The following is a 12,710-nucleotide window of genomic DNA, read 5'->3' on the forward strand; positions in this document are numbered from 1 at the left end:
ACCCGGGTCGAAACGGCAACCGTGTCTGCAAATCCGCCCCATCAGGCCGCGTCCCGCGACACGGTTGTCACATCAGGGAATGTGCCATGTTTGACGCCAGCCGGATCGATCCCGGCGTGATTTTCGATGCCGCACCGACAGCGCAGCTGGTCTTCACGCCGGACCTGCGGATCGTGGCGGCGAACCGGCGCTACTGCACCCTGCTGAACCGCCGGCCCGAGGATCTGATCGGCCTGCGCGTTTTCGAGGCTTTCCCCGCCAATCCCGACGACCCGGATGCGAATGCGGAGGCCGAGTTGCAGGCCTCGGCGGATGCCGTGGTCGCCACGGGCGAGGCGCAGGAAATGCCGCTGCGCCACCATGACGTGCTTGAGGCCGACGGCCGCTACGATACGCGGTACTGGCGCATCCTGAACTCTCCGATCTTCGCCGACCCTGACGCGCCGGGGCGGGTGACGCACGTGATCCACACCGCGGAGGACGTCACGCGGGCCGTGCTCGGCGACAGGGCCGAGGCCGCGAAACGGCGGGCGGCGATGCGCGGGGCTGACCTGAGCTATTTCGAGCTCGATCCCGGGGCGCGGACCCTGGTCCGCTCCTCGCAGGTCGATGCCCTGTTCGGGTTCGACCTGAACGAGATCAGCGCGGAGGTTCAGCCTTTCTACGACCGCCTCCATCCCGACGATTTCCAGATGGTGATGACGGAGCTGGAGCGGGTGGCGCGCACCATCGGCTCCGACCTCCAGCTCGATTTCCGCATCGTGCTGCCGGATGGATCCGTCCGTTGGCTGATCGGTCGCGGCGAGTCGGTGCGCGATCCCGATACGCGGGACGTCCGGATCGTCGGCATCGTGATCGACGTCACCGAGATACGCGAGAACGAGGCGAACCTGCGCGAAGCGGTCGAGGCGCGGGATCTGCTGATCGCCGAGGTGAACCACCGGGTGAAGAACTCGCTCCAGATGGTGACGAGCATCCTGAACCTCGAGGCTTCGAGATCGGCGAACCCGGAAGCCCGCCAGTCTCTCCTCGCGGCGACGGCCAGGGTCCACGCGGTCTCGGCGATCCATGCCTCGCTCTACGAGGACGCGGACGTCAGCTCGGTCCAGTTCGACCGCTATCTGACGCGGCTCTGCGCGCATCTGCGGAATTCCCTCTCGAGCGAGGGGCGGAACGTCCGGATAGAACTCGAAGCGGAGCCGCTCCGCCTGCGGACGGACAAGGCCGTCACGCTGTCGCTCGCCGTGAACGAGCTGGTCACCAACTCCTTCAAGCACGCGAACTGGGAGGGCGAGGGCATGGTGCGCGTCAGCCTCGGGCATCACGGTCCCGGCATGATCGCCCTTGTCGTCTCGGATAATGGAACAGGCGCGGATGCTGTTCGTTCACCGGTAACCGACTCGTCGTCGGGTCTCGGAAAGCGCCTGATTTCGGGTATGGCGTCGCAATTGGGCGGCACGATCGAGGAAGGCACGGCAAATGGCTGGCGAACCTGCATCGTCTTCCCCGAATGACGGAGCGCCCTCGCTGAGGGTGCTCATCGTCGAGGACAACGTCTTCATCGCGCTCGATCTCGAGGCGCAGATCATGGACATGGGGCACGCGGTCGTCGGTCTGGCCGCAACCGCGAAGGCCGCGATCGAGACCTCCCGCAGGACCCGCCCCGATGTCGCGATCGTCGACCTCCAGCTTGCAGACGGCAGCCGGGGACAGGACGTGGCTCTCGTGCTGCGGGAGGAGATGCAGATCCCCTCCATCATCGTGAGCGGAAGCCTGCACCAGGTGACCGAAGCGGACATGGCGGCGATCCGGCCGCTGGCGATGCTCTCGAAACCTCTGTTCCCCGAGGAACTGCGTCAGGTCTTCGCGGGGGCCTGCGCCTCGCGCAGCGCTGTTTGACGGCGGCATAGTCTCTTCACCTTCATCACCGACACGCCCGGACCTTCTTGCCATTGGAGGGCGAGAAACGGTCGTCGCCCCTTGCATCCATCTCTTTAACATCCATATACCATCCATGCGGATGGAGATTGGAAGATGGCCGAGGTAAGACAGCTCAGGGACAAGCAGCCCGAGAACGAGAAGATCACGATAAACCTCGGCTTCGTCGACCTCGGTCGCATCGACCTGCTCGTGAGGGAGGGGTTCTATTCGAACCGCAGCGATTTCATCCGCACGGCGATCCGCAGGCAACTCGACACGCATGGAGAGGCCGTCGACCGCTCCATCGAGCGCCATACCATGGAGCTCGGCCTCAGGGATTTCCACCGGGCGGAGCTCGAGCAGCTTCGTGCGGCGGGCGAGGTCCTGCATATCAAGGTGGTGGGCCTCGCGCGCATCGCCCCGGACGTCACGCCCGATCTCGCGCGGGCGACCATCGGCTCGATCACCGTTCTCGGCAGCCTCCAGGCGTCCGCGGACATCAGGGAGGCTCTCGCCGACCGCATTCTCTAGCGGCGGCTCTCACAAGGAACGGAACAGATGAACACCTTCAACGCCGGCGCATGGCGCCCGGTGAAGGGCCAGTCGCGCGCCGCGCAGCTTGCCTCCGCCAACGACCTCGTGACCCGCACCCTCGCCCAGCACGGACTGACCGCCGCGCCGGTCTCGGGCCTGCCCGCAGGGGCGGCAAGCGACACCCTGTCCGGAACGCTCTCCGGTCTGATGGCCCGCCTCCAGCCCCAGGGGCAGACGGCGGAGCGCGTCAACCTTCCCGACGGCGCGCTCTTCGAGGACGAGAGCTTCACCTGCCAAGCGGGGACGCGCCGCTATCGCACCTATGTGCCCGCCTCGGCACGGGACGGGCTCACCGGCCTCGTCGTGATGCTCCACGGCTGCACCCAGACGCCCGAGGATTTCGCCGCCGGGACCGGCATGAACGCCCTCGCCGAGGAACATCGCTTCGTCGTGGTCTATCCGCGGCAATCGCGCGGCGACAACGCCCAGTCCTGCTGGAACTGGTTCAGCCGCGGCGACCAGAAGCGCGACCGCGGCGAGCCCGCGATCATCGCCGGCCTGACGCGCGAGGTCGTCGCGCGCCATGCGATTCCCGAGGACAGGGTCTTCGTGGCCGGCCTCTCGGCGGGGGCGGCGATGGCCGTCATCCTCGGCGGCACCTATCCGGACCTGTTCCGGGCCGTCGGCGCCCATTCCGGCCTGCCGGCCGGGGCGGCGAAGGACGTGGCCTCGGCCTTCGGGGCGATGGCCGGACGCGGGGGCGAAAGCGCCCCGCGCACCAAGGCGATGCGGGCGATCGTCTTCCACGGCGACGCAGATGGCACGGTTCACCCGTCGAACGGCGAGCGGATCGTCCGGCAGGCGCTGGAGGGAGGTCCGTCGCAGAGCCTTCAGACCGAGACCACCGGCACCACGGGCGGACGCAGCTACCGACGTCACACGACCTACGACGACGCCGGCGCGGAAGCGGTCGAACACTGGGTGATCGAGGGTCTGGGCCACGCCTGGAGCGGCGGGCAGTCCGCAGGCAGCTATACCGATCCGAAGGGTCCCGACGCGAGCGCCGAGATGGTCCGCTTCTTCTTCAGCCCCTCCGCCGGATAGATCGGCGGCGGGAGCGATCGGGGGTCCTGAAAGACACGGACAGCGGCGATGGCAGGGGGGTTGCCTGGCCGCTGTTCGCATTCCGGGGGGCCTGACTCATTGTCTGGTCGCACCACGCACAGCGACCCGACGCGGGGCGGCGTGGGTATCCGCAGTTCACCGCATCCCGACCGGCGGGGAATCGAGGGCAGATCCGGCGGGACGCCTCCCCTTCCTCTCACCTTCTCCATTCGCGGATGAAGTCCTGGATGCCGGTGACCAGGCGCGTGCCGAATCCTCCTTCAATCCCTTCGGGATCGAGCAGGTCGTTCTCGGCGATGACGCTGTCGTCGTCCGAGATTTCGCCGCGGGTGAAGGGTCGCAGGCTCTTGCCCTCTCCTCGCAACCTCTCGATCGCGCCAGCAAGACCGACGTCCTCGATTTCGGCATCAAGCGTGTCTCGATCAACGTCCAGATGCTCGGCCACCAGATCGTTCCGCAGGTTGCGGAAGCGCTCCGCCACGGCTGCCGGATCCGGACAGGCGGCCGCCTCGATCGCGACGTCGGATTCGGTGTCAAACCCCATGGACCGGTTGTTGAGGTTAGACGACCCGATCCGTAGCAGCTGGTCGTCCACCACCATGACCTTGGCATGGACATAGATCGACGCGCCGCCTTTCGTGACCGGGTAGTAGGCATGGAAGCGGCCATGCCGGTCTTTCGCCCAGAGATGGCGCAACACCTTCTCGCGTGCGCCGTCCATCGCTTTCTGCCCGAGCCAGCCTTCGGACGTCTCGGGAAGGATCACCACGATCTCCGGCCCTTCGGGGTCCGACAGGCGCTGCGCCATCGCGCGCGCGATGGTGGCAGAGGCGAGATATTGGGTCTCGATGTAAAGCGTGTGGCGCGCCGCCGCGATGGCCCGGATGTAGAGGGATTCGATCTCGCGGACTTCGGGATTGTCCTTGTACTCCGGGTAGGTCCGCGCCACGGCGACAGGAATGTCGGTGAATGTGGGCTCCTCGCCCGGCCAAATGGTGTCACCGGGCTCGGGGACGGGAAGCCGGGCGCCCGTGGCCCGATGCCATCGCTCCCTCGCCAGATCACCGAGCGCGGCGGCGATCGGACCCGAGGCGACGGTCGTCACGTCGTGCCAGGGCTTGGACGGGATGCTCTTGCCGGGCATGTGGCGATGCGGCTGGTCATCGAGATGCTCGGAGGTGTCCCAACGACCGGCGGTCATGTCGATGCCGCCGCAGAAGACCACCTGGTCGTCGATCACGATGATCTTCGAATGATGCGCGGCGCCGGCCGGGTGCTGGGTATCGAACTTGAAATGGAAGTTGCCCGCCGCCCTGATCGGCCTGAGCGCCATCGGCACCATGCCGCGCCCCAGGGCCTGGAACATTCCCAGGTCCCATTTGAGCATGTAGAAATCCACGTCCCCGCGGGTCTCGACCATCCAGCTTATGAAGGGCCCCAGAACGTTCGGTCCCTCCATCGTCGCGCCATCGGGCTCGAACTCGATGCGTGTGTCGAAATCCCATCCGATCATCAGGATGGTCTGCCGGGCATCGAGCATGGCGCGCTTCGCCGTCCGGAAGAAGTCGGCGCCATCGAAGATGACCCGCAAGCTGTCGGCGCGCTCGATGCGCCAGCAGGTTTCGCCGGGTTCCAGAAGGGGTGTATCGCTCATGGCAGTCCCGAGCTTGGCGTGAAAGGGCCGCCGCGATCGCGTTCGGGACGGTGTGTCACCCTGGATGGTATAGGGATGCGCGATGTCATGAAAGTCCGGTTCGGCGAAGCGCGACTGCCGATCCGACATCTCGCGGAGGTCGGCTCGGGACCGGAAGCGGCGACACCCCTGCGAAGCGGCACGCAATTCCGACCCTCCGTCGGCATCCCGAACCTCTTTCGGAGCGCACGGGAGCCTCTTCCCCCGCGCTCTGGCCCCAATACAGCCAGCCGTATCGGGCCAGCATGAGCGGACCTTGCCGGGGCGAAACGACACCCATCCTTTCCCGCTTCCTCCGGATTGTTCTTTGTTGACAATTTACGACGTTACGATGCAGGTTCCCTTAACGGCCGGTAGGTTGTTTGGGAGGAGACAATGAGCGACAGCAGCCATCTGGCTGAACTGCGTCGGCGTGCGGGTTTGGCGCGAGAGATGGGCGGTGCCGAGAAGGTCGCCCGGCATCACGCCCGCGGCAAGCTGGACGCACGTGCCCGCATTGCCCGTCTATGCGACGAGTCCAGCTTTCGCGAAGTCGGCAGCATCAGTGGCGTCGCGGTTTACGCTGCCGATGGCGCTTTGACAGACTTCTCCCCCGCGAACTTCATCTTCGGCCGGGCCCGGATCGACGGCCGCGACGTGGTGGTCACCGCCGACGATTTCACGGTGCGCGGCGGGGCGGCCGATGCCTCGATCCGCGAGAAGGTCGTGCAGGCCGAGGCGATGGCCCATTCGCTCCGCCTGCCGCTTGTCCGCCTGATCGACGGCACCGGCGGCTCGGTCCGCACGGTCGAGGCCATGGGCCGCACCTATGTTCCCGCGAATCCGGCCTGGGGCTCGGTCATCCGCAATCTCGAAACGGTGCCGGTCGTCTCGCTGGTGCTGGGCTCGGTCGCCGGGATCGCCGCGGCGCGGGCGGTCTCGTCGCACCTCACGGTGATGGTGCGGGGGACCTCGCACATGTTCATCGCGGGCCCGCCGGTGGTGAAGCGCATCGGGATCGACACCGACAAGGACCGGCTGGGCGGGGCGGATGTGCACGAACGCTCCGGCGCCGCCGACCTGGTCGTCGACACCGAGGATGCCGCCTTCGACGCGGCGCGGCGGTTCCTCTCCTTTCTGCCGAGCGCGGCGGGCGAGGCGCTGCCCGAAACCGCTCCGGTCACGGTCGCCCCGGACTCGGCGCTGCGCGACATGGTCCCGGCCGAGCGGCGGCACACCTACCGGATGCGTCACCTGCTGGACCGGGTGCTCGATCCGGGCAGCCGCTTGGAAATGGCGCCGAAGTTCGGGCGTGCGACGATCACCGCGCTGGCCCGGGTGGACGGCAAGCCGGTCGCCGTGCTGGCCTCCGACCCCAACATCTACGGCGGCGGCTGGTCGGCGGACACCTGCGACAAGGTCACCCGCTTCCTCGACTTCGCCGAGACGTTCCGTCTGCCGGTGCTGCACTTCGTCGACATCCCCGGCTTCATGATCGGGCCCGATGCCGAATCCGCGGGCACCATCCGGCGCGGGGCCCGGACGCTTGCCGCCATCTACCGCGCCACCGTGCCGGTGATGGGCATCATCATCCGCAAGTGCTTCGGGGTGGCCGGGGCGGGGCACATGAACCCCGACGGCTACCGCCATCGGATCGCCTGGCCCTCGGGCGACTGGGGCTCGATCCCCCTAGAAGGCGGGATCGAGGCGGCTTACCGCTCCGAACTGGACGCCGCCGAGGACCGCGAGGCGGCGATGGCCGAGATCGTCGCCCGGCTGGAGGCGCTGCGCTCGCCCTTCCGCACCGCCGAGGCCTTCGGCGTGGAGGAGATCATCGACCCGGCCGAGACCCGCGCGCATCTCGTCGAGTTCGCGCATCTCGCCTACCGGCGGAACCTGCGCGACGCGCCCGCGGCGAGGTATCGGCCATGAGCGCGCCCCTGCTCGAGGTCCGCGACCTGACGCTCGGCTTCACCGGCCGGCGCGGCCAGCCGCCGCTCCGGATCCTGCGCGACGTGAATTTCTCGATCGCGCGCGGCGAGCGGGTGGGCCTGGTCGGCGAATCCGGCTGCGGCAAGTCGGTGACGGGCCTTGCCCTGATGCGCCTGCTGCCCGCCACGGCGCAGATCGGCGGGACCGTCACGCTCGACGGCGCGGACATGGCGCGGGCCTCCGCCGCGCAGGTCCGGCGGATGCGCGGCAAGAAGATCGCGATGATCTTCCAGGAACCGATGAGCGCGCTCGACCCCGTCTTCCCCGTCGGCGAACAGCTCGGAGAGGCCCTGCGCCTGCACGAGACCCTGCCGCGGGCCGAGGAGAAGGCCCGCGTGGTGCAGGCCCTGGCGGACGTGGGCATCCCCGCGCCGGAGCGGCGCTACGGCGAATATCCGCATCAGCTCTCGGGCGGGATGCGGCAGCGGGTGATGATCGCGATGGCGCTGATCAACAAGCCCGACCTCATCATCGCGGACGAACCGACCACGGCGCTCGACGTCACGATCCAGGCGCAGATCATGGACCTGCTGCGCGACCTCTCGGAGCGCACCGGCACGGCGCTTCTCTTCATCACCCATGACCTGGGCGTGGTGGCCGAGACCTGCCAGCGCATGATCACGATGTACGCGGGCGAGATCGTCGAGGACGCGCCGGTGGACGACGCCCTGCGCGCGCCGAAGCATCCCTATACCTCGGGCCTGCTGCGCTCGCTGCCGCATTTCAACCGGGAGCGCGGGCAGTTCGCCTATATTCCCGGCCGGGTGCCGGCGCCGAACGCCATGCCCCGCGGCTGCCGGTTTGCCGCGCGCTGCCCGCATGCCGCCTCGGCCTGCGCCGAGCCGCAGGTGCTGCGCGAGATCGAGCCGGGGCGGCGGGTCCGGTGCATCCGGGCCGAGGCGCTCGACCTCGACGGCGCGGTCGAGAGGAGCCCGGCATGACCACGCCACAGGCAGCCCGCACCCCCGTGATCGAGGTCTCGGACCTCTCCGTCCGCTTCCCGAGCCTCGACAGCGGGTCCGAGGTCCGGGCCGTCGACGGCGTCAGCTTCTCCATTTCCCAGGGCGAGACCCTCGGGATCATCGGCGAGAGCGGCTCGGGCAAATCCACCATCGGCCGGACCCTCGTCGGCCTGCTGGAGCCCAGCGACGGAGAGCTGGTCTTCGACGGCCGCAGCAGCGCGTCGATGTCGCGGCGCGAATGGCGGGCGCGACGGCGCGCCTTCCAGATGATCTTCCAGGATCCGGACGCGGCGCTGAACCCGCGGATGACCATCCTCCAGAGCCTCGTCGAGCCGATGAAGATCGCCGGCGGACGCTCGGCCGCCGAGATGCGGGACATCGCGCTCGAGAGTCTCGAGAAGGTCGGCCTGCGCCGCGACATGGCGCAGCGCTACCGGCACGAGCTGTCGGGCGGGCAGAAGCAGCGGGTGAACATCGCCCGGATCCTGCCGCTCGATCCGAAGCTCGTGGTCTGCGACGAGGTGGTCGCGGCGCTCGACGTGTCGATCCGGGGCGAGGTGCTGAACCTCTTCCGCGAGGTGCAGAAGGAGCTCGGCCTCGCCTATGCCTTCATCGCGCATGACATCTCGGTCGTGGCGCAGATCAGCGACCGGATCGCCGTCACCTATCTCGGCCGCTTCGTCGAACTCGGCGGGACGGACGACATCATCGACCGCTCGCTGCATCCCTACACGGTCGCGCTCCTCTCGGCGGAGCCTCAGCCGCTGCCGCCCGAGCTGCGGCACCGCAAGCGCATGGTGCTCGAGGGCGACATTCCCTCGCCCGCCAACCCGCCCTCGGGCTGCCGGTTCCACACCCGCTGCCCCTGGGCGACGGCGCTTTGTGCCGAAAAGGACCCGGAGTGGCGCGAGCTGCGGCCCGGGCACCACGTCGCCTGCCACCATACGACGCCGGAGGGGCTGCCGCCGCAGCCCGCGGACCGGCGGCCCCCAACTGACTGACGATATCCAGGGAGGAGAAAAGTCATGAGGAAGACCCGAACCCAGACGATCAACGCGCTGCCGCCGCTGCGCCGCCGCCAGGTGCTGGCCGGAATGGCCGGTGTGGCGGCCGCGGGCCTGCTGCCGCGCGGTGCCTTCGCGCAGGACGGCAACGTGCTGAAGATCCGCGGCAACGCCAATCCGTCGAGCCTCGATCCCGCCACCGGCGGTGCCGGGTCGGACCACGTCTATCTCTACAATTTCTACGACACGCTCGTGGACTGGGAGCCCGAGACGCTGGCGCCGAAACCGGGTCTGGCGGCAAGCTGGGAGTTCCCCGAGCCGAAGACGCTCGTGTTGAAGCTGCAGGAGGGCGTGACCTTCCACGACGGCTCGCCCTTCAACGCCGAGGCGGTGAAGTTCAACCTCGACCGGGCCCGCACCGCGGGCGTCTCGAACATCAAGAGCGACGTCGCCAACATCGCCGAGGTCGAGGCGACGGACGAGCTGACCGTGACGCTGACCCTTTCCGCGCCCGACACCGCGCTGCCGCTGATCCTGTCGGACCGGGCGGGGATGATGATCTCGCCCGACGCGCTCGGCAACGATCCCGAGGCGACGGTCGAACGCGAACCGGTCGGCACCGGGCCCTGGACCTTCGGCAGCTGGACCGACGGCGAGAAGATCACCGGCTCGCGCTTCGAGGATCACTGGCGCGAGGGCGTGCCGGGCGTGGACAATGTCGAATTCGTCATCATCCCCGAGACGGCGACCGGCCTGCGCGCCATCCAGTCCGGCCAGGTGAACATCGCCTACCAGCTCGACGAGCGGCAGCAGCAGCTCATCGACAAGATGCCGAACCTGACACTGGTCTCGGGGCCCACGCTCTACATCTACCAGCTCTACGTGAACTCCGCCCGCGGCGCGCTGCAGGACGTCCGCGTCCGCCGGGCCCTGTCGCTGGCCATCGACCGCGAGGCCTATGTCGCCGCCACCCAGGCGGGTGTCGGCGAGGTCGCGACGATGAACCTGCCGCAGGCCCACTGGGCCTGGTCCGAGGCGGCGTCGAAGCACGTCTACCACGACCCCGAGGAAGCCAGGCGCCTCTTGGAGGAAGCGGGTTACGGCGACGGGCTGGAGCTCGATTTCCGCGGCTATCCCGACCAGGCGTCGGTGCAGCGGCAGGAAGTGCTGATGGCCCAGTGGAAGAAGATCGGCGTCACCGGCCGCTTCCGCAATGCCCCGATTGCGGAAGTCGCGGGTGCCTTCTTCGGCGAGGAGAAGGCGGGCGACCTGCTGCTCTCGGCCTGGACCGGGCGGCCGGATCCCAGCCTGACCTACGCGCTGCTCTACAGCGAGGAGTCCTACTACAACCCCGGGCGCGTCACGCCGCCCGAAGGCTACATGGAGGCGCTGCAGGCCAGCCGCGAATCCACCGACCAGGCCGACCGCGCCGCTGCGCTGGCCCGGGTGCAGGACATCGCGATGGAGGCGCATCTCTCGATCCCGCTGTCGATCCGCTACGAGGTGGACGCGACCGGCGAGGCCGTCACCGACTTCGTCGCGAACCTGCTGGGCAAGCCCAAGTTCCGCGATGTGAAGCTGGGCTGAGCTCCCGCAGCCCCGCTTCCGGTCCCGGGCGCCACGGCGCCCGGGCCGTCCCCGACCCATAGGACGACGTGATGCTGAACCCCCTTCAACGCCGGATGCTGACGCGCCGCCTGCTTCAGACGGTCCCGGTGCTGATCCTCGCGACCTTCTCGGTCTTCATGCTGCTCAAGCTGCTGCCGGGCGACGTGGCGATCACGCTGGCGGGCGAGAATGCGAGCGCCGAGCGGATCGCGGAGATCCGCCAGAACTACGGGCTCGATAAGCCGCTGCTGATCCAATACGCGACCTGGGCCTGGAACGCGCTGCAGGGCGATCTCTCGTCCTCCCTGCTGTCCGGCGAAGAGGTGACGACCACGCTGGCCCGGGTCTTTCCGAACACGCTCTTCATCGTCTGCTACGCGATCCTGATCTCGATCGTCCTCGGCGTGCCGCTCGGCATCCTCGCCGCCGCCCGGGCCGGAGGGCTCGCCGACCGGATGGTGATGCTCCTGTCCTCCATCGGGGTCGCGCTGCCGAACTTCTGGATCGCGATGATCTTCGTGGTCGCCTTCGCGCTGAACCGGACATGGTTCCCCGCCACGGGCTTCGTCTCGCCCTTCGAGGACCCGCTCCGCGCGATCTGGTATGCCACGCTCCCGGCCGTCGCGCTGGCGGCGTCGGGCGTCGCCGAGGTCTCGCGCCAGCTCCGCTCCTCGCTGGTCGAGATCCTCCAGTCCCAGCATTTCCGCACCCTGCACGCCAAGGGCCTGCCCTTCCGCTCGATCCTCTGGAAGCACGGGCTGCGCAACGTGTCGGTCAACCTGCTCACCGTGATCTCGCTGCTCGTGAACCGGACCCTCGCCGCGACCGTCGTGGTCGAGGTGGTCTTCGCCATCCCCGGCATGGGCAACACCATCGTCAACGCGACGCTGCAACGCGATTTCCCCGTCGTGCAGGGCGCGGTGCTGGCCATGGTGCTGACCGTCATCACCGTGAACCTCGTGACCGACATGCTCTATTCCGTCCTCGATCCCAGGATCAGCCAGCAATGACCGACGCGACGACCAGCACGCCCGCGGCCAAGATCGACCGCGACGGCTTTCCGACCCGGTTCCGCTACTGGATGATGGACGATCCGGTCGCGGCCATCGGGCTCGCGGTCCTGATCGGCATCGTGCTCTGCGCCATCTTCGCCGACTGGATCGCCCCCTACGACCCCACGCTGCAGGATTACGGCGCCATGCTCGAGGCGCCCTCGGCCGCCCATTGGCTGGGCACCGACGACCTGGGCCGCGACGTCTTCTCCCGGCTGATCCACGGCGCCTCGGCTTCGGTCTACGCGGCCTTCCTCGCGGTCGGGGTCGCCTCGGTCATCGGGATCCCGGTGGGGCTGATCGCGGGCTATGCCGGCGGCTGGACCGACGAGGTGATCAGCCGGATCCTCGACACCTTCCTGTCGTTCCCGGCCATCGTGCTGGCCATCGCGGTGACCGGCGTGCTGGGCATCGGGCTGACCAATGCCATGCTCTCGGTCGGGATCGTCTTCGCGCCGCAGCTCGCCCGGCTGGCCCGCGCGCGGACGCTGGTGCTGAAGCAGGAGCTCTACGTCGACGCCGCGCGCTGCTTCGGGGCCTCGACGGCGACGATCCTCGGGCGGCATATCCTGCCGAACGCGATCCAGCCGGTGCTGGTGCAGATGACGCTGCTGATGGCCGTGGCGCTGCTGGCCGAGGCCTCGCTCAGCTTCCTCGGGCTCGGGATGCAGCCGCCCGATCCGTCCTGGGGGTCGATGATCGCCCGGGCCTATATCTACGCGCAGATCGCGCCCGCGCAGATCTACGCCCCCGGGCTTGCCATCCTGGTGACCGCGCTGGCCTTCAACACGGTGGGGGAATCCCTGCGCGAGGCGCTCGATCCCACGGCGCGGAGGTGAGC

The 12,710-nt window shown here is 68.5% G+C and carries 11 protein-coding genes; 10 read left to right on the forward strand and 1 reads right to left on the reverse strand.

Going from position 1 to position 12,710, the window contains the following annotated elements; translation table 11 throughout:
* The first annotated feature begins 86 nt into the window (after window positions 1-86).
* The 4 genes from Q344_RS25165 (at window position 87) to Q344_RS0114265 (ending at window position 3,558) form a co-directional block, all read left to right on the forward strand.
* A complete protein-coding gene (locus Q344_RS25165) occupies window positions 87-1,514 on the forward strand; it encodes a sensor histidine kinase (RefSeq protein ID WP_051630635.1) in 1,428 nt (475 codons plus the stop codon).
* Between the two features lie 19 nt (window positions 1,515-1,533).
* Entirely contained in the window at window positions 1,534-1,899 is a 366-nt protein-coding gene (locus tag Q344_RS25170; RefSeq protein WP_051630637.1) for a response regulator, read from the forward strand.
* Between the two features lie 135 nt (window positions 1,900-2,034).
* Window positions 2,035-2,451, forward strand: a complete 417-nt coding sequence (locus Q344_RS0114260) for a CopG family transcriptional regulator (RefSeq protein WP_028287334.1) — start codon at window positions 2,035-2,037, stop codon at window positions 2,449-2,451.
* 27 nt (window positions 2,452-2,478) lie between these two features.
* A complete protein-coding gene (locus tag Q344_RS0114265) occupies window positions 2,479-3,558 on the forward strand; it encodes an extracellular catalytic domain type 1 short-chain-length polyhydroxyalkanoate depolymerase (RefSeq protein WP_028287335.1) in 1,080 nt (359 codons plus the stop codon).
* Window positions 3,559-3,775: 217 nt separating this feature from the next.
* On the opposite strand, the gene Q344_RS0114270 is transcribed toward Q344_RS0114265, so the two are convergent.
* Window positions 3,776-5,362, reverse strand: a complete 1,587-nt coding sequence (locus Q344_RS0114270) for a phospholipase D-like domain-containing protein (protein WP_229669198.1) — start codon at window positions 5,360-5,362, stop codon at window positions 3,776-3,778.
* 342 nt (window positions 5,363-5,704) lie between these two features.
* On the opposite strand from Q344_RS0114270, the gene Q344_RS24015 reads away from it, so the two are divergent.
* The 6 genes from Q344_RS24015 (at window position 5,705) to Q344_RS0114300 (ending at window position 12,708) form a co-directional block, all read left to right on the forward strand.
* Entirely contained in the window at window positions 5,705-7,183 is a 1,479-nt protein-coding gene (locus tag Q344_RS24015) for an acyl-CoA carboxylase subunit beta (RefSeq protein ID WP_229669219.1), read from the forward strand.
* Entirely contained in the window at window positions 7,180-8,184 is a 1,005-nt protein-coding gene (locus tag Q344_RS24020; protein ID WP_036539249.1) for an ABC transporter ATP-binding protein, read from the forward strand. The genes Q344_RS24015 and Q344_RS24020 overlap by 4 nt, the downstream gene beginning before the upstream one ends.
* Window positions 8,181-9,206 (forward strand): ABC transporter ATP-binding protein, encoded by a 1,026-nt coding sequence (locus Q344_RS0114285; RefSeq protein ID WP_028287337.1) that lies wholly within the window; start codon window positions 8,181-8,183, stop codon window positions 9,204-9,206. The genes Q344_RS24020 and Q344_RS0114285 overlap by 4 nt, the downstream gene beginning before the upstream one ends.
* A gap of 24 nt (window positions 9,207-9,230) precedes the next feature.
* Entirely contained in the window at window positions 9,231-10,796 is a 1,566-nt protein-coding gene (locus Q344_RS0114290) for an ABC transporter substrate-binding protein (protein WP_036539250.1), read from the forward strand.
* 71 nt (window positions 10,797-10,867) lie between these two features.
* The gene (locus Q344_RS0114295) at window positions 10,868-11,827 is read left to right on the forward strand and encodes an ABC transporter permease (RefSeq protein WP_028287339.1); all 960 of its coding nucleotides are present in this window, start codon (window positions 10,868-10,870) and stop codon (window positions 11,825-11,827) included.
* On the forward strand, window positions 11,824-12,708 hold the full coding sequence (locus Q344_RS0114300) for an ABC transporter permease (protein WP_028287340.1): 885 nt from the start codon (window positions 11,824-11,826) through the stop codon (window positions 12,706-12,708). The genes Q344_RS0114295 and Q344_RS0114300 overlap by 4 nt, the downstream gene beginning before the upstream one ends.
* Window positions 12,709-12,710: the final 2 nt, after the last annotated feature.

Origin of the sequence: Pseudooceanicola nanhaiensis DSM 18065 (assembly GCF_000688295.1) — a bacterium.
In the GTDB taxonomy this organism is placed as follows: Bacteria; Pseudomonadota; Alphaproteobacteria; order Rhodobacterales; family Rhodobacteraceae; genus Pseudooceanicola; species Pseudooceanicola nanhaiensis.

Coding starts and splice junctions, on each gene's coding strand:
- Q344_RS0114285 (WP_028287337.1), top strand. CDS start 8,181: ATGACCACGCCACAGGCAGCCCGCACCCCCGTGATCGAGGTCTCGGAC.
- Q344_RS24015 (WP_229669219.1), top strand. CDS start 5,705: ATGGGCGGTGCCGAGAAGGTCGCCCGGCATCACGCCCGCGGCAAGCTG.
- Q344_RS0114260 (WP_028287334.1), top strand. CDS start 2,035: ATGGCCGAGGTAAGACAGCTCAGGGACAAGCAGCCCGAGAACGAGAAG.
- Q344_RS0114270 (WP_229669198.1), bottom strand. CDS start 5,362: ATGTCGGATCGGCAGTCGCGCTTCGCCGAACCGGACTTTCATGACATC.
- Q344_RS24020 (WP_036539249.1), top strand. CDS start 7,180: ATGAGCGCGCCCCTGCTCGAGGTCCGCGACCTGACGCTCGGCTTCACC.
- Q344_RS25165 (WP_051630635.1), top strand. CDS start 87: ATGTTTGACGCCAGCCGGATCGATCCCGGCGTGATTTTCGATGCCGCA.
- Q344_RS0114290 (WP_036539250.1), top strand. CDS start 9,231: ATGAGGAAGACCCGAACCCAGACGATCAACGCGCTGCCGCCGCTGCGC.
- Q344_RS0114295 (WP_028287339.1), top strand. CDS start 10,868: ATGCTGAACCCCCTTCAACGCCGGATGCTGACGCGCCGCCTGCTTCAG.
- Q344_RS0114265 (WP_028287335.1), top strand. CDS start 2,479: ATGAACACCTTCAACGCCGGCGCATGGCGCCCGGTGAAGGGCCAGTCG.
- Q344_RS0114300 (WP_028287340.1), top strand. CDS start 11,824: ATGACCGACGCGACGACCAGCACGCCCGCGGCCAAGATCGACCGCGAC.